Origin of the sequence: Brachyspira catarrhinii (assembly GCF_005518285.1) — a bacterium.
Taxonomy (GTDB): Bacteria; Spirochaetota; Brachyspiria; order Brachyspirales; family Brachyspiraceae; genus Brachyspira; species Brachyspira catarrhinii.
In genome coordinates this window covers 1-22,010 of sequence record NZ_SJDU01000001.1, presented here as the reverse complement: position 1 = coordinate 22,010, position 22,010 = coordinate 1, and the positions used below count along the sequence as shown (strand labels likewise).

The window sequence follows — 22,010 nt, the reverse complement described above, 5'->3', positions numbered from 1 at the left end:
AGGTATAACTGTAGAATTATATACTTTCTCCGATTATACGATTCCGAATCAGGCTTTAAATGACGGAGAGATTGATTTGAACGCCTTTCAGCATTATGCCTATTTCAACGATGAAGTGTCAAACAAAGGCTACGATTTAGTCGCAATAGCCGACACTTATATATCGGCAATGAATATCTACTCTCAAAAAATCTCAAATGTAAGCGAGGTTAAAAGCGGAGATAAAGTGGCGATTCCAAACGACCCTTCAAACGGAGGAAGAGCGTTAAAAGTATTGCAAGCTGCGGGATTGATAAAAGTTCGTCCAGAAGCTGGAGATACTCCGAGCGTGTCCGACATAATAGAAAATCCTTTAAATTTGGGGATAGTAGAAGTTGAAGCTGGCGGAATATACAGCTTACTTCCCGATGTGGCATGCGCCGTTATAAACGGAAATTACGCTATTGATTTCGGTTTGAATCCTGGAACGGATTATATATTTAAAGACGACCCCGCAATTTATAGCGGAAAATCGTTCGTTAATTTGATAGCTGCAAGAACGAAAGATAAAGACAACGAGCTATATAAAAAAGTTATCGAGGCTTATCAATCGGATATTGTCGAAGAAGTTTACGCCAATAATTTCAAAGGTTCTTATTTGCCTACTTGGAAATAAAATTTTTGAAATAAAAAATAATATTTTAAGGAGCTTTATATTATAATAAAGCTCCTTTTATTATAAGTTTTTATAATTTAAATATAGCCGTTGCAACTTCAAAAGCCGTATTCAAATCAAAATTTACGCTCATATCATAGAATTTATCTAATTTCCATATAAGCTCCTTTCATAGCCCCATTAGCTAAAGAGGAATAAACCGCTAAAGCTCCTTTTTTAAATTTAGGTATGAAAGGTTTTAATTTATTTCTTCTTTCGTTTAAAATACTATCTATTTCTTCTTTAGATTTCCTTTCGTTTTTTACTCCAATAATATTAATAGAATATTCGTCTACATTTATGTGGATTAAATCTTCATTTTCAATTAACGCTATCGGTCCTCCAGCCGCTGCTTCTGGCGATACATGTCCTATTGCTGGACCTCGATTAGCTCCAGAAAAGCGTCCGTCCGTAATTAGAGCCACCGTTGAACTTAAAGACTCGTCCGAAGATATTGCCTCCATTGTATAGAACATTTCGGGCATACATGAACCTTTTGGACCTTCGTATCTTATTATAACGGCATCGCCTGGTTTTATTACTTTGCTTATTACCGCTTTCATAGCGTCTTCTTCTCTGTCAAAAGTTACGGCTTTTAATACTACATTTCTCATTTCTTTAGGTAAAGCCGAATGTTTTATAACCGCGCCTTCTGGAGCTATATTCCCTTTAAGTATGGCTATCGCTCCTCCTTGTTTTATAGGATTTTTATAAGGTTTTATTATATCTTCTCTTTTAATATTAATTTTTCTTAATTCTTCGTCAGATTTTTTAAAATAATCGCTTTTTTCCAAATCTTCTAAATTTTCTCCAAGAGTTTTGCCAGTAACCGTCATAACATCGAGATGTAGGAATTTTTTAAGCTCTCTCATAACCGCGGGAACTCCGCCAGCTTTATGGAAGTAAGAACCTGGATAAAATCCGCTCGGTCTTATATTTGTTATAAAATTAATTTCCTTATGAATCTTACTAAATAAATCTATATCTATATTTAAATCAAGTTCGTTTGCTATAGCTGGAATGTGAAGCAAAGCGTTAGTAGAACCGCCTATTGCAGAATGAATCATAATAGCGTTTTCAAAAGCTTTATGAGTAAGTATATCGGAAGGTTTTATATTGTCATATGCGAGTCTTATGGATTCTTTAGCGACTATCCTTGCTACATTCTTTAAATCTTCCATTTCCACAGCCATCATAGCGCTGCCAGGCAAACTTAACCCTAAAGCTTCTACCATAACCTGCATCGTTCCAGCCGTTCCCATAAAAGAACATGCTCCGCAACTCGGACAAGCGTTATATTTAGCTTTTAAAAACTCTTCTTTGGTTATTTCGTTTCTTTGATATTTTGCGGAATATGTTCCAACTTGTTCCAGCGTTAGTAAATTCGGTCCCGCTTGCATAACTCCTCCCGTTATAACTATAGAAGGAGCGTTTAATCTTGCTATAGCTTTCAAATGGGCGGGAACTCCTTTATCGCATGAACATATAAATATTGCGCTATCAAAAGCGGTAGCGTTAAACTGACATTCTATCATATTGCAAATAAATTCTCTTGAAGGAAGCGAATAATTCATACCGTCATGCCCTTGAGCCTGTCCATCGCAAATATCCGTAGTGAAAAATAAATTCCCTTTGGCGTTATTATTTTCAATTTCTTTATACGCTTCTTGCGCTATAGGCAGCAAATGAGCGCTGCCAGGATGACTATGCCCGTATGTGGTTTCTATAAAAACATGAATTTTATCTAAATCTTGAACTGTCCAACCCATGCCTATTTTTAAAGGGTCTATTTCTGGAGATAATTCTCTTACCTTTTGACTTGGCATATCTTTAATATTTCTTTTCATTTTAAATTTTCCTTATTAGTAATATTAAACTAATATTTAATCTATAATAATTTTAGGGTCAGCTATGGCTAAATCATATCTTCTGCTCTTATGCGAATGAGCGGCTAAAACCCAAAAATAAGTATTTATAGTTCCAGGCGATGCCACAGTAGGATGATAGCCTTTCGGAGCCAAAACCATAGAACCGCTTTGAACTACATGCGATACTATTTCGTTAAATTCTCCCGAATTTAAATAACTTAAATGCATTCCAAATTTTGGATAATCCATATCGAAATAGCAATATACTTCTTCAAGGTCATTTTCATGCTGATGCGGAGGCCAACTAGTCCATCCACCATCTTGTCCCCAAGTAAGTCCGCATAGTAATCTGGATGATGGAACTTCTGGATTTAGAGTAAAAAATACTTCTCTTTGCCCAGCGCCTTTTCCATGTATTTGATGTATATTTCCTAATTCCAAATATTTATTAAACTTTCTAAAAAAAGTTTTTCCATATCCTTCGCAAATTGCAGCTCCGATATAAAAAATAGTATCTTCCATACTTTCTATTAATATATCCGAATTGCCAGGAATGTAAAATGCATCTAATTTATCCATCTCCTCATTTAAATCTCTATTAGAAACTTTGGCATGCCCTTTTATTAAGACGGCATTCATTTCTAATTCATTAGATTTAAGTTTAAAAGTATCTCCTTTTTTTATATTTAATCTTAATATATTTACTACGTTACAGTCATGGGTTTCTGGCGCAATGCATTTATGTAATCCGTAGCCATTTGGAGACATTATACTCCATTTTTCCATAATAATTTTACTATCTTTATTCATTTTAATTCTCCTTTTAAAAAATAATTATTTAACCAAATATCCGCCATCAACGGGGATTATAGCGCCGCTTATGTAATCCGATGCATCAGATGATAAAAATATTGTGATGCCTTTCATATCATCTGGAGTTCCCCATCTACCCGCGGGTATTCTATCGGATATTTGTTTTAATCTTTCTGGATTTTTAATAAGATTTTCATTCATATCTGTATTCATATAACCAGGCGCTATAGCATTAACATTAACTCCTCTTCCTAACCAGTCATTGCTTAAAGCTTTTGTAAGTTGCGCTACGCCACCCTTTGATGCGCTATAGGCTGGAACGGTTTGCCCTCCAAAAAAAGATAACATAGAAGCCACATTTATTATTTTACCTTTTCCTTTTTTTAGCATTATTTTTCCTGCAAGCTGACAAAAAATAAAAACAGAATTAAGATTAATATTAATAACATCATCCCATTCTGAAATTGGAAAATCTTCGGCGCTATGCCTTCTTTGTATTCCAGCGGCTGTCACAAGTATATCTATATCGTTATTAAGGCATTTCATACTTTCCTCAAAAGCTCTATAATTTTCTTCTCTTTTAATCAAGTCCGCTTTTATTGCGTAACATTTATATCCAAGTTTCTTAAAATTTTCGTAGGATGCATAAATCTTATCAGAAGAACCAATTAATACAACTTCGCATCCGCATTGCATTAATATTTCTGACATTGCATACCCTAATCCTTTAGAAGCTCCCGTTACTATAGCTTTTTTACCTTCTATATTAAACAAATCTTCCATAATTTATATCTCCTTTTGTTTTTAGTTTTAAAAACTTAATTACCTAATAAAAAAGTGCTAAACCAAGGAAAAATAACAAATAAGAAAAATATTATATTATACCCTATAAAAAACGGAATTTCTCCTTTGGCTATTTCTCCTATGTTTAAATTTGTTACGCTTACCGCGGCAAATATATTCACGGCTACTGGAGGCGTCATTGTTCCAATTACATTGGATAGAGCGACTATCATGCCAAAATGTATGGAATTTATGCCCAGACTCTGAGCTATTGGCCATAAAACAGGCACTAATAATACGCAAGTGGCAATCCCTTCTAAAAATGTCCCGAATATTAATAATATTATAGCTATTATTAAACAAAATAAAATTGGCGATAGATTTAATGAAATTATCGTAGATACTAAATGTCCCGATATACCAGAGAAAGTAAAAATCCATGAAAATGCCGTAGAAGTGGCTATTATAAATAATAACATGGCGCTACTTTTAGCTGAATTTAACAATATTTCTAATAAATCGTTTATTTTTATCTCTCTATATACAAATACTCCGACAATAAAAGAATAAACTACAGCTACGCTTGCAGATTCTGTCGGAGTTAATAATCCAGAATAAATGCCTCCTAATATTATAACAGGCAGCATTATAGCGGGAATAGCTTTAAGTAAAGAAATCAAAAAATCTTTCAATGAAATTTTATTTTCGTTTATAGGCCATTTCTCCTTATGCGATATATAGAATCCTATAGCCATCACTATTATTGTAATTAAAATACCCGCCACTATGCCAGCTTTAAATATATCTCCAACCGAGCTATTTGTTATTGTGCAATATACAACCATAATTATGCTTGGAGGAATTATAGGTCCTAATCCACCAGATACTACCAATAAACCAGCAGCTCTAGCTTTAGGGTATCCAAGTTTAACCATTTCTGGGTATAACATAGAACCTATAGCTATAACGGTAGCTGGCGCTGAACCCGATAAAGCCGCAAAAAAAGCGCAAGCTAAAACCATCGCGTATCCCATACCACCTCTAAAATTGCCAATAATACTATTTGACAAATTAACTAATCTCCTTGAAATACCTCCTTTAGTCATAAGGTTTCCAGCTAATACAAAAAACGGAATAGCCATAATGGAAATAGAATCTAAACCTGTAAAAATTCTTTGCCCAAGAACAGAAAGCGGAACTTGTAGAAATATTACCGTTATTAAAGTCGCGCCTCCTAATGAAATAGCTATAGGAACTCCAATAGCCAATAATACGGCTAAAGAACCAAATAAAATTAAACCAGACATTTTTTCTCCTTAAATTCTTATTTTATTTCTCTATTTTTAGAAAATATTATCATAATTAGCTGTAAACTCTGCGTTATTACTATTATTCCAAAATTAAGAGTTAATGCAAAATACGGTATCACCATAGGTATACGAAGTCCTGCCGATGTTTGATTTGCCATAATTTGAACTCTTTGAATTTGGAAAGAAGTTATAAAAATAACCGCTGAAAAAACTATAATAATAACTTTTACAATAATTAGTAATAATTTTTTTAAAAAACCTTTTGCTATATCCGTTAATAGAGTAATAGAAATTTGGCTGCCGTCTCTCAATCCAATTTCCGTTGCAAGCAAAGCCATATACACCATCGAATATCTTGCTAATTCTTCAAACCATGAAATACTTAAACCGATGAAATTTCGATTAATAACTTGGGCAAAAGTTGATAATATCATTATAGTAAATGTTATTATCAAAATAAAATATTCTATTCTATTTAAAAAATTATAAATTTTCTTCATAAATTAATTCCTAATTCAATTGATGCAGCCTACTTTAATAGGCTGCATTACAAAAAACATAAAGCCTAATTTAATATTTTAGAGGCATCTATCCAATCTTTTGGTATTCTATTAGTAAAGGATACCATTTTCTGACTTGCCGAATTTTTTAATTCGTTTCTATCTATATTATAAAAAGTAACGCCAATTTCCTTAAGCTCTACTTCAGCCTCTGCATTTGCTTCGGATAATAAAGCTCTTTGGTAATTCGCTCCTTCTTTTACGGATTCCACGAAAACGGGCTTCAATTCATCTGGAATTCTATTCCATGCTTTATCCGATAATCCAATAGCTATAAAAACAAATTGATGGCGAGTTAAAGTTATATTTTTAACCACCTCGTAATATTTATTCGCTAAAACATTTGCAATTGCGTTCTCGCCAGCATCTATTGTTCGCTGCTGTAAAGCCGTATATTGTTCTGTGGCGGGCATCGGAGTTGGAATAGCTCCGAAGGATTCAAATACCGCTATTTGCGTAGCGTTTTCCATTGTCCTTATTTTCAAATTTTTAAAATCTGATAAATTTTTAATTGGACGAATAGAAAAGCAATTTCTAAAACCAGATTCCATCCATCCCACGATATGTATTCCTTGCTCCAAAGCCTTTTGCTTTATTAATTCTCCAAGCTCTCCGTCAATAACATTGTGAGCTTGCTCTTCCGTTTCAAATAAGAACGGCTGGTCTAAAATAGCCATTTCGGGAATGAATGAAGTTAAAACTGGATTTGCAATCGTAGCTATATCTACAGTTCCAAGTTGAGCGCCTTCATACATATCTCTTTCATTGCCTAACTGTCCGCTTCCAAAAACATCTATAATAATTTTTCCAGAAGTGGCGTTTGATACCTCTTGAGATATCCTCTTTGCTCCCATACCGTAATTACTGTTTTCTGGGTCGACAAGCCCCATCTTAAAACGAATAACTTGGTCGGAATTCTCTTTACATCCTATTAATAAAACCAATACAAATAATAGGATGTAGCTTCTCTTTTGTTTCATGTGTTTCATGATTTTCTCCTTTAATTTTTTATTTTTTATTTAATTAAATTTATTTTTATTAATTATAAAAATAAATTTATAAATAACCGCATTCTATTTATACTTTAATAATATTTGAGCAATTGCCCGTGTCGTAAAACTCTCTTGCATTTTTAAGAGACACAGACACCATATTTGACGCCGCTTCGTCCGTATAAAATGCCGCATGCGGAGTGACTATAGCGTTAGGAATACTCAAAAGCTCTCTTAACATATCGTCTTCTATAAAAGTTTCCCTTTTATCAAATCTAAAATATGGAAGCTCGTTTTCATATACATCTATGGCGGCTCCTCCTATTTTGCCAGATTTTAAAGCGTCTATAACATCGGCGGTATTCATAACTTTACCTCTGCTAACATTTATTATGAAAACTCCATTTTTCATTTTATCTATATTTTCTTTGCGTATCAAATATTTTGTCTCTTCAATCAACGGAACATGATAAACTATAATATCGCATTCTTTATATATTTCATCCATTGAAACATATTCTGCATACTTCTTTAATTCGTCATTTTGAAAATTATCAAAAATAAGTATTTTTTTAGGAAAAAATCCTGAAAAATGTTTAACAGTAAGAGAACCTATGCGCCCAGCTCCAACTATGCCGACTACTTGATTTCTAATTTCTTTAGCTATAAGCCCTTTTATTCTAAAATCTTGCATTTGAACTCTCTTTATATATAAATTATATTTTCTTAATAACGCGAGAGTAGAAAGCAAGGCGTATTCGCTTACGGAATTCGGAGAATATCCTGGAATATTTGCCACTTTTATGCCTAATTTATTTGCATGAGCAAAATCGACATTATCCACTCCTACCGAACGACTAACAATATAATCAATATTCATAGATTTTATTTTATCCAATACATTTTTATTCATTGTATCTTCTGCAAGAAAAATTATGCTATCGAAATTAGACGCCATTTTTATATTGTCTTCTCTCAAATTTTCTTGCACAATAGTCGTTTCTATATCGTAATGTTTTCCCCATTTATCGAACAAAGGAATTTCATCATCTCTAACCGCGTAAGCTATAACTTTCATCGATATTCTCCTTAATTAAATTACTATTAACTTATTATAATTTTATAATCCCATACCTTCTCTATTGCTAACTATTTCTTTTAATACTTCCTCTCTACTTCTATTTGGTTTAGGAGTAATTAACGAAACTATAACCAAACTTAAAGAAGATATTATTAAAGCTGGAATAATTGGACCTCCAAAGAAAGAATTCCATTGCTTATTTGAAGATACTATAAAAGATACAACGGTTGCCATAATTATTCCCGCTATAGCTCCTTGCCAAGTGGCTCTTTTCCAAAATCTTCCAAAAACTCCAGCTACGGTTACTCCCGCCAAAAGCATTGAAATCATAGTTTGAATATAGCCCAAAATATCGTTTGCAAACCATATAAATAAAAGCGAAACGAATATTACCGAGCAAGCCGTTATTTTTGAAAATAAAACTACTTTATTTGCAGGAATGGCTTTTCCCATAATTAATTGATAAACATCGTTTACCAAAATTGTAGTTCCCGTCATAGCGTCCGAATCGCCAGAAGAAATTGACGCCGACATACCGCATATTAATATCGCAAGCCCTATATAAGGATGAAACGCAGAAGTTGCCATAAAAGGAAATACAAAATTAACATTTTCTATATCTGGATTTAAAACATGAGCGGACATACCAACCATTGCTGGAAAGACGGAAAATATAATAATGGCAATCGAAGTTACTAAAAAAGCCCTTTTGGCGGTGGAAGTATCTTTAGCCGAGTAAATTCTTTGCCTATATGACGGAACGGATAATGGACTAGTCCCAATAGCTAAAACTGTTGAAATGGCAGGCAAAAGTCCTAATTTTCCTATGCCTAAAAAACTTAACGCTCCTGTGTCCATTACTTTTTCAATCGCTTCCATTCCTCCAACTTTGTAGTAAGAATAAAAAGCCATAGCAAAAAATCCAATGAAAAGTATAAAAGCCTGAATTGTATCCGTTACAACTACGGCTAAATATCCGCCTAATAAAATATATACGGCGAAACAAAAAGCCATAATTATCATGCAAAGATTTATATTTAAGCCCGTTATATGAGCCAAATAAGAACTTCCGCCAAGAAGATGCGCTCCCAACCATCCAATTGAACCTAAAGTAAGCATTATAGATACAATAATTTTTAACCCTTTATTATTATTGTAATAATAAGCAAGCTCTTCCGTTTCGGTTACAAATTTATATTCTCTTGCGCTTACAAAAACGAAAGTCAATATAAAAAATCCTAAAGCGCTGCCTATTCCGACAAGCACCCCCCCCCCATCCATTGTTATAAGCGCTTCCTACAGCTCCCATAGTAGAACCAGTTCCAACTAATGTCGCAAGGGCAGTGCCTAAAACTAATACGAAAGGAACATTTCTTCCTCCAAGTAAAAAATCCGCTCCTCCCGATTGTTTTCTTGGTATATACCATCCGAAAAACATTAGTATAACCACATATACTAACAATCCTATAATCATATTAACGCCTGACATATTTATTCTCCTATTTTTTATAAAATTTTTTATGTATAACTTTTTACCATTCGGCAAAAGAATTATCTTTATGTCTCCATATTGGATTTTTCCAATCCAAAACCTTTTTGCTTTCTTCTTTCAATTTTTCTTCGTCTATTTCTACTCCTAAACCAGATTTATTAGGAATATCCAAATAACCGTCTTTAAAATTAAAAATTTCTTTGTTTTTTATATAATCCAAAACATCGCATCCTTTATTATAATGTATGCCTATGCTTTGCTCCTGTATAACGGCATTATATGAAACGGCGTCTATTTGTAAACATGAAGCCAAAGCGACAGGTCCCAAAGGACAATGCAAAGCCAAAGCTATATCGTAAGTTTCCGCCATAGAAGCTATTTTTACAGTTTCCGTTATTCCGCCAGAATGGGAAGCGTCAGGTTGTATAATAGACACCGCTCCCTGATGAAATATCTTCTTAAAATCCCATCTTGAAAATAATCTTTCTCCCGTAGCTATTGGAATGGAAGTTATATTCGCTATTTCTTTAAACGACTCATAATTTTCGCATAAAACAGGCTCTTCGATAAACATGGGGTTAAATTCTTCTAATTTTTTTGCCAACACTTTTGCCATAGGTTTATGAACTCTGCCGTGAAAATCTATTCCTATTCCGAAATTTTTTCCGCATTTTTCTCTAATTGAAGCGACTCTCTCAAGAACTTTATCAATTTTGTCATAAGAATCTATATACTGTAATTCTTCCGTTGCATTCATTTTTACCGCTGAAAAACCTTTATTTTTTCTATCCAACGCCATATTTCCTGTATCGGAAGGTCTGTCTCCTCCAACCCATGAATAAGCTCTTATGCTGTCTCTACATTTTCCGCCTAAAAGTTCGTAAACGGGAACATTCAAAAATTCACCTTTAATATCCCATAAAGCTTGGTCAATTCCAGATAAAGCAGACATTAATATTGGACCGCCTCTATAGAAACCTCCTCTGTATAACACATTCCAATGGTCGTTTATATCCAATGCGTTTTTTCCAATTAAATAATTATCCATAAGCTCTTTTACGCAAGCTATAACAGAATCCGCCCTTCCTTCTATAACAGGCTCGCCAAAACCTATTATGCCGTCTTTAGTTATAACTTTTAAAAATACCCATCTTGGATTAACTTTAAAAATTTCATATCTATCTATTATTTGTTTCATAAAAATCTCGCCTATTATAAAATATAAAATTATCTGCTGACATCTCCCGAACCCTTGCTATTCATAAGGCTAATAACTTCTTCTTTTGAAGTTATATTCCAATCTCCATAAATAGTATGTTTAATGCATGAAGAAGCGGTAGCAAATTCCAATATATCCTGCGGATTATCAAATAAATATAAACCGCTTAATATTCCTCCTACAAAAGCGTCTCCAGAACCTACTCTATCTACTATATTGTTAATGTCATATTTTTTTGATTTATATAATTTTCCGTTCATTATAGCTTTAGAGCTAAAAATATTATAGCTTGAACTTTTCACTTCTCTTTTAGTAGTTATTACCGAACTTAAATTATATTTTTTTATGGTTCTTTCCATTAAATCGGTATATTCTTCATCATTAATAACGCCATCCACATCCAAATCGCTTTTTATACCAAGTATTTTAACGGCATCGTATTCGTTTGCAAAAAGTATGTCTGATTGTTCCACTATTTCTGGCATAACATCCCATATATTCTTTCCGTATTTCCAAAGTTTTTTTCTATAATTAATATCGCAAGAAACTTTTACATTTCTTTTTTTAGCTTCTTTCACGGCGTATATAGTCAATTCTCTTGCGCTTTCGCTTATTCCAGGAGTCACTCCCGTTATATGAAAATATTCGGCATCGTAAAATATTTTATCCCAATCAAAATCTGCATGACTTATTTCGCTAATTGCAGAATATTCTCTATCGTAAGTAACGGAAGAAGGACGATGGTCATATCCCATATCTAAAAAATAAAGCCCTAATCTTTTTCCTTTCCATACTATGCATGAAGTGTCCACTTTTTGCCCTAATAAAAGCTCTTCAGCCTTTCTGCCCAAAGCGTTATCTGGAAAAGCCGTTACATATCTCGCATTTAATCCAAACCTTGCAGCCGATACGCATACATTGGCTTCCACTCCTCCAAAAGTGGCGTTTAGCATAGCGCTTTGCAAAAGCCTTTCGCTATCTAACGAAGATAATCTTAACATAAGCTCGCCTAAACCTACAATATAAGACATATTATTTTAACTCCTTAATTAAATTAGATGCCGTTTCAAATCTTTTCTTTATCTCTTTCCAGTTTTTATCCGAAAGCAAATTTCTTGGACATAACCATGAACCGCCGCATGCAAATACATTTGGAAGTTTCAAATATTCTAAAACATTATCAATACTAACTCCGCCCAAAGGCATAAATTTAACTCCAGTATGAGAATAAACCGTTCCGACTCCTTTAAGCCATTCTATACCGCCAAAAACTCCAGCATGAAAAAATTTTAAATATTTATAACCGCTATATAGACATTGTTCCAATTCTGACGGAGTAGCTACTCCTGGTATATAATTATATCCTTTATTTTTTGCATGTTCCAACATTATAGGCTGAAAACCTGGGCTTATTATAAGATTTATTCCCAAGTCTAATATTCTATCGGCTTGTTCTGGAGATATAACCGTAGCCGCTGCAACCGCTAAATTAGAATAATCTTTAGATAATATTTCAAGAGCCTTATAAGCGTATTCCGTTCTCATAGTAAGCTCTATGGATGGCAAATACTCTGAAGAAAAGTCCGCTATTTTTCTTATTTCCTCTTCTGTCTCGACTACTGCGACAGGTATTATAGGAGTAGACACATATTTATCAAACATAAAAACCTCTATCAATAAATTAAACATCGGACGATTTATTAAAAATCATCATATCTATTTTATAGTATAATACATAAAAATATAAATGTCAAGCATTTTTGATAAAAAATTGTCTTATGTTTTAAAATTTTTTATTAAAAACTTGATAACTATATAAATTTTTCATTGAAATTTGAATTTTATCATAATTTTATAATCAACAATATAATAAATGGATTAAAATTCTTTTAAAAATCTACTCTATTTTTGATAATTTTTCGCTTATATATTTGCGATTATAAATTATATGCAATGTCATAGCGTCTTTAGCGGCTATTGGATTATGTTCCGATATAGCTTCAAGTATTTCTTTATGGCATTCTATAGTTGTAGAAACAAGTTTGTTATCGGTAATATCTATAGACATTTCTATCGATTTATTAATTATTGGTATTAAATTAGAAATTACTTTATTTTTGCTGCTTTTAGCGATAGCGGTATGAAATAATATATCGTTTTTAGTATGGCTTCTATTTTTTAGTATATCTTCTTCTACTTTTTTGCAAAAATATTTTATTTGTTCTATATCCTCTCTATCCGAATTTAACGCCGCCATTTCCGCTATAGTAGGCTCTATCATCATTCTCACTTCTATAATATCTCTCACAAGCTTATTTTTATCTCTAAAAAATCTAAACCCCATAGGGTCATCCATAAGTCCTTTTTTATCCGATATAAAAGTTCCAGCTCCTTGCTTTATAACTAAAATATTTTGACTTTCGAGTTTTTTTATAGCCTCTCTTACGGTGCTTCTTCCTACATTTAAATCTTTGGCAATCTCAAGTTCGTTAGGCAATTTATCGCCAACTTGAAATCCGCCGTCTATAATCATTTCTAATATTTCGTCTGAAACAAAATCTACTCTGGACTTAAAATCGCAATCATTCATACATATACCTTGATAATTTTAATATTAAAAACGAAACCTGTTATAGTTTAATATACTTTGAAGTTTATAGCAAATAAAATTATTTAATCTATAAAATCTATTGATTGAATGATTAATGTAAACAAAAATATTATATAAATTTTAAAAAATCCGAATATTAAAATAATCATGAAAAATAGAAATTATTTTATCATATTTTCAGCCATTATTATTGTCTTGATAATAGTAGCGTTTGTGTCTTTGATAGTAGCCGCTAACGATAATATAAAAATAGAAAACGATAGCTCAATTTATAATAATTTGATTAGAACGAATATTAAGCCTAAAAGTAGTAAAGTTAAAATATTGATAGACCCTGGGCATAATGTGATAACTAAAGGAAGCGTTGGATGGCTTGGATACGAATATTATATGACTTTAAGACTTGCCAAACAATTAACCGCTATACTTGACGAAGACAACAGATTTGAATATCTTTTAAGCAGAGAGGGAGATTATTATTCAAGACCGATAAAAGAATATATGACGAATAATTACGGAAAACTTTTAGGAATATACGGAGCTAAAGCGGAAAATACTTACAGAGATACGAATATGGCGAGATACCAAATACTCGAATTATACGCGATTAGAAATTACGCCATAGACAATAATTTTGATTTGCTTTTAAGTTTGCATTTCGATTATATGCCTTATATAAGCAGAAGAGCGAAAACGGAAGGCTTTCATGTAATCGTAAGTCCTTATAACGGAGAGTTTAACGCTTCGATGCAAGTGGCAAGAAAGATATCGGAAAAGATGCAAGAAAATTATAAAATCTCTCCTACGATAGCTTACGACAGATATATTCCAGAAACGGTTTGGAATTTTTACGATAGAAACGGTTTATTAAAAGAAGGAATTGCAATCAGAGGTTTAATCGTATTGGGAGACGAATTCGAGTTTATATATAATAAAAATACATTTTCTAAAGATGTGCCGTCCGTTATGGTAGAAGCTGGATTTATTCATGATTGGAGGCTCGGCGGGAACAAGGCTTTAAAAGAAATTTCGACTAAAATATACGAAGCCTTGACGAACATATATATTAATTGATATTGATAAAATTTAATATTATAGTTAAAATAATCAATATGTATAAGACTTATAAAAACAAAAAGAAAAAAAGAAATCGCAAATATACGAACGAAGAAAAATCGAAGTTTTCCGAAAGATTGGAAGGGTTAAAAAATATTCTCTCAAAAAGATTATATTTTATGTTCGTTCCTCATTCAAAAAAGAAAACTATAACCGTATCTTTATCCATATTTTCGATTATTATACTTTCCGTTATTATCTGCGCCGCATTACTCGCGGCTTTTTCTTATTTAACAAAAAATACGGTCATTGCAAATAAAGTGGAAACATTAGAAGGAAGTTATAGCAATAGACTTGACGAGGTAGATTATTTCGAAGATTTATTCAATTCTTTCGTTACGAATTACGATTATAGAACGAATATGATTAGATTAACGAGAGATGCAAAAGAAAGCGGAAATTACGGCGATTATACGGATTATACAAATATGGAATTTATAGATAAAGCGGCTATTATAAACGCAAGAGCGGAAGAATTTGAAAGAGTAAAAAATTATTTGGACGAATTGAAAGCCAATGTAAATTCAAAAAACAACGGTTTGGAATCCATTCCTTCGATTTTGCCAATAGATTCTCGATACGCCGTTATTTCTATACCTTATCAAAAAAATTCTCTAACATCAAAAGGAGTAGGATTTGAAACTATAGCGGGAACTTTGGTAAGAAGCACGGCGGCGGGGACGGTTCACAGCATAACTTACAACAATAACGAAGGTTTTACTATAGTGATTTATCATAGACTCGGAATAATAACGACTTATAGAGGACTTGCCACCTCTTTAGTTTCGGAAAATAAAGATTTGAAAAAAGGAGAGATTATAGGAAGCGCAAAAACAGGAATATTGGAATACGAACTAACGCTCGCTACGGAAAACGCGAATCCTCTAATTTTTACTTCGTTTAATTAAATAAATTAACAAATATTTAAGAATAAAAAATTATGGATAATAAAGATTTAAAAAACGGCATAAAATACGCATCGCTCGGAATTGAATTTGCAAGTATGATATTGGGACTCGGTTTGGTAGGTTATTATGTCGATAAAAAATTGGGAAGCGCTCCGTTATTTCTTATAGTCGGAATATTTTTCGGATTCATTTCGGGAATTTACAGACTTTATAAAATCTCAAAAATCATAAGTAAGAATGATAAAAATTGAAGGATTTTTATTATGAAACCTATAATAATTAGTTTACTCGATACAGATTTATATAAATTTACTATGCAACAATGCGCTTTAAGGCAATTTTCAAATGTATGGGTTCGCTATGTTTTCAAAAGCAGAAATATTTTGAATTGGACTTACGAAATGCATGAGGAATTTTTGAAACAGATAAAAAATTTTTGCAATATTCATTTTAATAAAGAAGAACTCGATTATTTGGCTTCTTTACGATTCATAAAAAGAGATTATATAGAATTCCTAAAGTTATATAAGCCTTTGGAAGAGCATATAAAAGCGTTATTCGACAATAATAAACTTACCGTTGAAATCGAAGGACCTTGGTATCAAACGATATTATGGGAAATTCCCGTTTTGTCTATGATAAGCGAAATATATTATCATTATTCGGTAATAAAAAAAAATAAAAAAGATTCGGTTTATAAACAGGGCGAAAAAAATTTGCTTGAAAAAATTGAGAATAAACTAATTCCAATGCATAAAGAAAATAACGGATTTAAATTTTCCGAGTTCGGCACGAGAAGAAGATTTTCTTTCAAATGGCAGGATAAAGTTATAAATATTTTGAAGAAAAAAATTCCGCCGTCATGTTTTGTCGGCACAAGCAATGTTTATTTTGCAAAAAAATACGATATACTTGCCGTTGGAACGAACGCCCATGAATATTATCAAGTCGGGCAGGCTTTGGATAAAGTGCGACTTGCCGAAAGCCAGAAATTCATGCTTCAATCTTGGGTTAATGAATATAGGGGAGATTTGGGAATAGCTTTGTCGGACACTTTGGGAACGGATAAATTCTTAAAAGATTTCGATTTATATTTTGCAAAACTCTACGATGGAATAAGGCATGATTCTGGAAATCCTATAGAATGGGGTTATAAAGTCATAAATCATTATAAAAAATTAAGAATAAATCCGATGACGAAAACTTTACTATTCAGCGACAGTTTGGATTTTGATAAGGCATATAAAATATATAAAGAATTTAAAAATCAAACTAATGTGACTTTCGGGATAGGCACTTTTATTATGAACGATTTTAAACCTATAGCGAAACCTCTTAATATAGTAATGAAACTTCAAAGCGTTAATGGAAAACCAGTCGCAAAATTGTCGGACGATGAAGGTAAAACTATATGCGAAGATAAAGAATTTTTGCATTATTTAAAAATAGTCTCTCAAGAATAAAAAGAAAATATTTATGCATTTTAAAAAACGATTTAAAAAAACGATTATATTCTTATTAATAATTTTTTCATGCAATAAAAATAATACAATCGAAAGAAAAGAAATAGAACCGAACGACAATCCCGAATACGCTCAATTTGTAGATTCAGATATTTTAATAAAAGCGAAATTAAGCTCTGAAGATATTGATTATTATAATATAAGCCCCACTAACGGATTTATAATGGATTTTTCTATAAAAGCCGAAAGTCGTAATAATATAAATTTGGAAATATTGGACGAAAATGCGGAAAAAACTTTATTCAAAATAGACTCAAAAGATATTTTAAATTATAACGGCAAAATTGAAATGAAAGATTTGATTTTAAGAGAGGGTAAATTCTTTTTTAAATTGGTTTCTGAAGAATCAAAAAACGAATTTAATTATAATATAAGTTTCAATTTCAAAAACGAATATTTATATAAAACCGAAACGGAAATTAACGATAATTTTCAAAACGCAAATACGATTGATTATCCGAAACAAATTATTTACGGCTATTTTTTTAAAAATTATAACGCAAAAATTTCCATAGACGAAAATATTAAACCTTATTTGAAAAACGAAAATATAATAGATATAGATTTTTATTCGATAGAAAATAAAACCGATATAGACGCTTCGATAAATATTATTTTAGAATACAAAAAAGATATCGATATAATTTTATTCGATAAAGATTATAATTATATTAAGAAAACGAAAAATAAATTATCAACCGATTTCAAAAGCGGTGAAAAATATTATATAGCTTTGGTATTTTATGGGGAGAAATATTTGGTTGATAGATATAGTTTGTATTATGATTTTAATTAATAAAAACAATTTATATATTGCCAAAATACTTGTTTTTATATATAATGAAATAAAAAATTAAAATCAAGGAGATTATAAAATGATAAAATTAAGAAAAATATTTATCTTATCAATCGCTTTATTATTCGCTTCGGTTTTGTTTGCGGATATGGTAGTTCCAGTTTCGGCTTTACCTCAATCGGCTCGAAGTTTTATACAAAATACTTTTCCAAACGCTCAAATATTCAAAGTGGAAGGAGACGATGGAAAATTCAAAGCGAAATTAAATAACGGCATCGAAATAAAATTTTTGCCCAACGGCGAATGGGAAAGTATAGACAGCGATTATACTCCAATTCCGCCAACCGTTTTGCCTAATGCCGTTCAAAACACCGTAAAAAATTCTTATCCTCAAGCGTTAATTACGGATGTGGAAAAAGAATTTGGCAATTACAAAATAAAATTAAATAATATGACGGAATTATTTATATCAAGTAGCGGACAACTTATCGGACAAAAAATGGACGATTAAATTTTTTATAAAAATAACGCATTGTCATTGCGAAGTATTATATATTATGTGCGGATTGCCACGCTGTTAGCTCGTTCCCGCTGGATTTGGTTTACAATTTATAAATTTTAATACGCAACTTACTAACTAAAAAATAATAAAATAACTCTCATAAAATACGAATATTAATAATAGATTTGAATTTTTATTTTTTATAATATTTATTTTAAAGGATTTATTTAATGAAAAAAGTATTAATTTTTATTTTAGCCAATTTTTTAATCTGTTTGCAAATAGTTTATTCGCAAAATATAACGGAAAATTCTCTGCCGTTGAGAGCGAAGAATTTTATAAATATAAATTTTCCAGGAGATTCTATTGAAACCGTGAGTTTATACAAAAATGGCGAAGGATACGAAGTAAGAATAAAATCGGGATTCAATTTTATATTTTATGAAACGGGATTATGGAAAAGCGTTAGAGCAAACGAGACGAATTCCACTATTCCAAGAAGCTGCATTCATAAAAATATGGTTAATACTATAGACAAAGAATATCCAAATTCAAAAATAAATTATATCGAAAGAAGAGATAAAAATTTTTTCATCATTCTAAATAATCAAACCGAGATTGAAATAAGCGGTTATGGGTTAATCGTAAATAAAAGAAACATAAATTAATTTTTATGATTTTCGTTTTTTTAAAAAACGGTTGATTTATTTTTTTTTAATGTTAACCTTTTAATTAAATTCAATTAAATAAAATTAATGCAATTTATTATTATGGAATATAACGAATATAATATTGAAAATAAAAAGCGAAGAAAAAAAAGATTAAAAAAACTTCTTAAAAGAAAGAGAAGAGACAAAAGAATGAATTATATCAATAATTTAAAAGTCGTTAAAATTATGAGTCAAATAGACGATAAATTATTTTTAAAAATTTTTAAAGACAATAGAAAAGGTTATTTCAAAAATTTTATGAAACTTATGAGCAGACTCGGAGACGGATATGTTTGGGCTTTTTTATATTTTTCAATTTATATGTTTAGAATAAAATACGCCATTTTATATTTTGCAAGAGCGATTACCGCCGCTTTTATTTGTATATTCGTTTTTTTGTATATAAAAAATTTTTTCAGCAGAATGCGTCCTTATAAAAAGCATGATAAAATTCCCATAATGTATCCTCCCGATAAACATTCTTTTCCTTCTGGACATACTATGGTCGGTTTTGCGCTTTCGTTTTCTGTCGGAAGTTACGGTTTGGGTTCTGCGATTTTATTTTATACTATAGCTTCTTTAATAGCTTTTAGCAGAGTTTATGTAGGACTTCATTATCCTTTGGATGTGGTTTGCGGAATAGTATTTGGGACTATTATAGGAGTATTGACAAATATTATTTTCTTTTATATGATAGGATTGCCCATAATGGGTCATATATAATTAAATTATAAATTTTTATACAAAATTTTATTATAATAATTTATATTTTATAGTTGACAATTTTTATTATTATAATATAATTATTTCAAGTTATTGTATATAATTGATTAGCTATAAATATATAAGGAGAGTGCGCTATGAAATTTTATAGAAGTATGCGAGAAAATTCTCGCTGCCTCGTAATCGCTTGTTTATTCATAAGCATAAGTTCGTTTATTGTTTATGGACAAAGTCCGAGTATCTATATGGAAACGAGATTGCTCTACAACTTTGAAACATTGGACGAATGGCAGCCAATATCGAATGCAAGTAGATTCTTATTTACGGGCGAAAGAACAAATGAAAACGGTGTCGTAATGAAATATCCGAATATGAGATTATTTGCGACAAAACCGTTCGGTATGGGTAATCAGGGGTATAATTCCACGAATTCGTTATCGGTAAGCGTTTCGTTTTTCAGAAGGTCTTATAACTTTTTTGATTTAGTTCCTACCGTTCAAAAGATTATACCTGGTAAAGCTCAAACTTTCGATGTATGGGTGTGGGGAGGAAATTATAATTATACGATAGAAATGCTATTCGCTGATTATAACGGCTATACCTATACTTTGCCTTTAGGTTCTTTGAAGTATATCGGCTGGAAGAATTTAAGCACGGCTGTTCCGTCTTTCATTCCTCAAGAAGAACCTTATGTTCCGAGAGCTAAAGGTTTGAGATTCTTGAATTTCCGTTTCTGGGCTTCGCCTGAAGAAAGAGCGGATAATTTTGTGGTATTGTTGGATTATTTCCAAACGGTTACCGACACATTTAGAGAAGCTTATGACGGTTCGGATATCGAAACTACTCTTGGACAAGAAGTTGGCGGAAGTTCTTCGGAACAATATACGGAAGGCGGCGCTAGAGTAGTCGGCGAAGATGAAGGCGAAGAAGAAAATACGGAAGAGCAATAATAAGTTAATGTAAAGGAGAAAATAAAAGATGAAAAGATTAAGTATATTAATAACAATGTTAATTTTAACCGTTGCATTCTTGTTATTTGCTCAAGATGCAGCTGAACAAACTGAAGAAGAAGGCGGTAATAATTTTGTTACCGAATCTATTACGAATTTTATTATAGATAATTTCGAGTTTGCGAATACTTGGCAAGGAGCTATGCCTCGAGATTACGGATTAGTAAATATTATTCGTAGAGAAGGCGGACCTGCAGATGTGGTTGCGGAAGGAGAGGAAGAAAACAGATATATACTTGGAGTTAAAGTTGAGTATTTCAAAACTGGTTATCCTTGGTTCTCCGTTACGCCTCCAAGACCCGTAAAAATACCGGGTTATACCAAAGAGATAAGCGTTTGGGTTGCGGGAAGAAATCATAATAATAGTATGAGCTTCTATATTTACGATATAAACGGAAAACCTCAATCCATAGGTAATGTTTCTCTTAACTTTATGGGTTGGAAAAATGTAACGGTTCAAGTTCCCGCTAATGTTAAACAAGAAGATTTTAGAGGACAAACAGAACAAGGAATCAGCTTTATGGGTATATTCATTAAAGTTGACCCTCGAGATTCTTACGGCAAATACTATGTCTATTTTGATAATTTAGTGGCTAAAACCGATATGTATTTGGAAACTTACAGAGAAGAAGACGACCCGCTTGATACTTGGTAAAAATCAAAAATAAATAAGCAGATTTTGAATTGGGAAGTAAATTATTTTTATTTCCCAATTTTTTATTTTAAATAAATATTTATAAAATTGTAAAATTGAAATTAATTTAATTATGATATATTATAATTTATGAATTAAAAACATTCGGAGATAAAAATGAAACTTTCTCTTATAAATATATTGCTAATAGCTGGTTTTATACTTCTTTGCATATACGCAATTATAAGCAGAATAGTTAATAATAGAAATAATAAAAATAAAGATTAGGAAAGTTGTTTATGGAAAGGGCAAAAAAGATAAAAAGAATTTTAATTATTCTATTTCTAATTTCATTCAACTTATATTCTCAAAATAATAATACATCGGAATTTTTTTTATCAATAGAAAATGGCGATATTAATAAAGTTCGAGGAATGATAAGAGCGGGAATCGATGTTAATATAACGGATAATTCTAATTGGAGCGCATTGCATAAAGCGGTGCAAGCCAATAAAATAGAAATAGTTAAAGAATTACTTTCGCATAGAAGGATAAATATTAATCCCGTTTTGCCAAAAGATACAATACTTGAAAATAGCGGTAAAAAATGGTATGCGGATGGAGAGACTCCTTTATTACTCGCGAGAGACTCCTTTATTACTCGC

The 22,010-nt window shown here is 31.7% G+C and carries 25 protein-coding genes; 12 read left to right on the top strand and 13 right to left on the bottom strand.

Annotated elements, in window-relative coordinates; genetic code table 11:
• Window positions 1–655: MetQ/NlpA family ABC transporter substrate-binding protein (locus tag EZH24_RS00125; RefSeq protein WP_137997107.1), on the top strand; the 655-nt coding region annotated here is incomplete at its 5' end.
• 143 nt (window positions 656–798) lie between these two features.
• On the opposite strand, the gene ilvD is transcribed toward EZH24_RS00125, so the two are convergent.
• The 13 genes from ilvD to EZH24_RS00060 all read right to left on the bottom strand — a co-directional run bounded on the left by ilvD (window position 799) and on the right by EZH24_RS00060 (window position 13,402).
• A complete protein-coding gene (ilvD, locus tag EZH24_RS00120) occupies window positions 799–2,541 on the bottom strand; it encodes a dihydroxy-acid dehydratase (RefSeq protein WP_201798544.1) in 1,743 nt (580 codons plus the stop codon).
• Between the two features lie 36 nt (window positions 2,542–2,577).
• Entirely contained in the window at window positions 2,578–3,372 is a 795-nt protein-coding gene (locus EZH24_RS00115; protein WP_137997106.1) for a 5-deoxy-glucuronate isomerase, read from the bottom strand.
• A gap of 24 nt (window positions 3,373–3,396) precedes the next feature.
• A complete protein-coding gene (locus EZH24_RS00110) occupies window positions 3,397–4,158 on the bottom strand; it encodes an SDR family oxidoreductase (protein WP_137997105.1) in 762 nt (253 codons plus the stop codon).
• Window positions 4,159–4,193: 35 nt separating this feature from the next.
• Window positions 4,194–5,465: a TRAP transporter large permease gene (locus tag EZH24_RS00105; RefSeq protein WP_137997104.1), complete on the bottom strand. Its 1,272-nt coding sequence runs from the start codon at window positions 5,463–5,465 to the stop codon at window positions 4,194–4,196.
• Window positions 5,466–5,482: 17 nt separating this feature from the next.
• On the bottom strand, window positions 5,483–5,968 hold the full coding sequence (locus EZH24_RS00100) for a TRAP transporter small permease (protein ID WP_137997103.1): 486 nt from the start codon (window positions 5,966–5,968) through the stop codon (window positions 5,483–5,485).
• Window positions 5,969–6,033: 65 nt separating this feature from the next.
• A complete protein-coding gene (locus EZH24_RS00095) occupies window positions 6,034–7,017 on the bottom strand; it encodes a TRAP transporter substrate-binding protein (protein WP_137997102.1) in 984 nt (327 codons plus the stop codon).
• An 88-nt stretch (window positions 7,018–7,105) separates the two neighbouring features.
• Window positions 7,106–8,098: an NAD(P)-dependent oxidoreductase gene (locus EZH24_RS00090; RefSeq protein WP_137997101.1), complete on the bottom strand. Its 993-nt coding sequence runs from the start codon at window positions 8,096–8,098 to the stop codon at window positions 7,106–7,108.
• A gap of 42 nt (window positions 8,099–8,140) precedes the next feature.
• Entirely contained in the window at window positions 8,141–9,382 is a 1,242-nt protein-coding gene (locus EZH24_RS00085) for a sodium:solute symporter family protein (RefSeq protein WP_137997100.1), read from the bottom strand.
• Window positions 9,294–9,590 (bottom strand): hypothetical protein, encoded by a 297-nt coding sequence (locus tag EZH24_RS00080; RefSeq protein WP_137997099.1) that lies wholly within the window; start codon window positions 9,588–9,590, stop codon window positions 9,294–9,296. The genes EZH24_RS00085 and EZH24_RS00080 overlap by 89 nt, the downstream gene beginning before the upstream one ends.
• Window positions 9,591–9,633: 43 nt before the next feature.
• Window positions 9,634–10,791: a galactonate dehydratase gene (dgoD, locus tag EZH24_RS00075; protein WP_137997098.1), complete on the bottom strand. Its 1,158-nt coding sequence runs from the start codon at window positions 10,789–10,791 to the stop codon at window positions 9,634–9,636.
• 29 nt (window positions 10,792–10,820) lie between these two features.
• Window positions 10,821–11,843 carry a sugar kinase gene (locus EZH24_RS00070; protein ID WP_137997097.1) on the bottom strand — a complete coding sequence of 341 codons (1,023 nt, stop codon included), beginning with the start codon at window positions 11,841–11,843 and terminating at the stop codon, window positions 10,821–10,823.
• 1 nt (window position 11,844) lies between these two features.
• A complete protein-coding gene (locus EZH24_RS00065) occupies window positions 11,845–12,474 on the bottom strand; it encodes a bifunctional 4-hydroxy-2-oxoglutarate aldolase/2-dehydro-3-deoxy-phosphogluconate aldolase (protein WP_137997096.1) in 630 nt (209 codons plus the stop codon).
• A gap of 235 nt (window positions 12,475–12,709) precedes the next feature.
• Complete coding sequence (locus EZH24_RS00060; protein WP_137997095.1) at window positions 12,710–13,402, bottom strand: FadR/GntR family transcriptional regulator; 693 nt, start codon at window positions 13,400–13,402, stop codon at window positions 12,710–12,712.
• A gap of 168 nt (window positions 13,403–13,570) precedes the next feature.
• On the opposite strand from EZH24_RS00060, the gene EZH24_RS00055 reads away from it, so the two are divergent.
• The 11 genes from EZH24_RS00055 to EZH24_RS00005 all read left to right on the top strand — a co-directional run.
• The gene (locus tag EZH24_RS00055) at window positions 13,571–14,497 is read left to right on the top strand and encodes an N-acetylmuramoyl-L-alanine amidase family protein (RefSeq protein WP_137997094.1); all 927 of its coding nucleotides are present in this window, start codon (window positions 13,571–13,573) and stop codon (window positions 14,495–14,497) included.
• A 38-nt stretch (window positions 14,498–14,535) separates the two neighbouring features.
• The gene (locus EZH24_RS00050) at window positions 14,536–15,447 is read left to right on the top strand and encodes a M23 family metallopeptidase (RefSeq protein ID WP_137997093.1); all 912 of its coding nucleotides are present in this window, start codon (window positions 14,536–14,538) and stop codon (window positions 15,445–15,447) included.
• Window positions 15,448–15,479: 32 nt separating this feature from the next.
• The gene (locus EZH24_RS00045; RefSeq protein WP_137997092.1) at window positions 15,480–15,698 is read left to right on the top strand and encodes an AtpZ/AtpI family protein; all 219 of its coding nucleotides are present in this window, start codon (window positions 15,480–15,482) and stop codon (window positions 15,696–15,698) included.
• A 12-nt stretch (window positions 15,699–15,710) separates the two neighbouring features.
• Window positions 15,711–16,910, top strand: a complete 1,200-nt coding sequence (gene pncB, locus EZH24_RS00040) for a nicotinate phosphoribosyltransferase (RefSeq protein ID WP_137997091.1) — start codon at window positions 15,711–15,713, stop codon at window positions 16,908–16,910.
• A gap of 13 nt (window positions 16,911–16,923) precedes the next feature.
• Window positions 16,924–17,766 carry a DNA-binding protein gene (locus tag EZH24_RS00035; protein ID WP_137997090.1) on the top strand — a complete coding sequence of 281 codons (843 nt, stop codon included), beginning with the start codon at window positions 16,924–16,926 and terminating at the stop codon, window positions 17,764–17,766.
• A 79-nt stretch (window positions 17,767–17,845) separates the two neighbouring features.
• Window positions 17,846–18,277 (top strand): PepSY-like domain-containing protein, encoded by a 432-nt coding sequence (locus EZH24_RS00030; RefSeq protein WP_137997089.1) that lies wholly within the window; start codon window positions 17,846–17,848, stop codon window positions 18,275–18,277.
• A 221-nt stretch (window positions 18,278–18,498) separates the two neighbouring features.
• Entirely contained in the window at window positions 18,499–18,936 is a 438-nt protein-coding gene (locus tag EZH24_RS00025; protein ID WP_137997088.1) for a PepSY-like domain-containing protein, read from the top strand.
• A 102-nt stretch (window positions 18,937–19,038) separates the two neighbouring features.
• On the top strand, window positions 19,039–19,701 hold the full coding sequence (locus tag EZH24_RS00020; protein WP_137997087.1) for a phosphatase PAP2 family protein: 663 nt from the start codon (window positions 19,039–19,041) through the stop codon (window positions 19,699–19,701).
• 245 nt (window positions 19,702–19,946) lie between these two features.
• Window positions 19,947–20,651: a flagellar filament outer layer protein FlaA gene (locus EZH24_RS00015; protein WP_170310812.1), complete on the top strand. Its 705-nt coding sequence runs from the start codon at window positions 19,947–19,949 to the stop codon at window positions 20,649–20,651.
• A gap of 28 nt (window positions 20,652–20,679) precedes the next feature.
• Window positions 20,680–21,366 carry a flagellar filament outer layer protein FlaA gene (locus tag EZH24_RS00010; protein ID WP_137997085.1) on the top strand — a complete coding sequence of 229 codons (687 nt, stop codon included), beginning with the start codon at window positions 20,680–20,682 and terminating at the stop codon, window positions 21,364–21,366.
• A 278-nt stretch (window positions 21,367–21,644) separates the two neighbouring features.
• Window positions 21,645–22,010, top strand: a 366-nt coding sequence (locus EZH24_RS00005) for an ankyrin repeat domain-containing protein (protein WP_137997084.1), incomplete at its 3' end; no start/stop codon positions are given.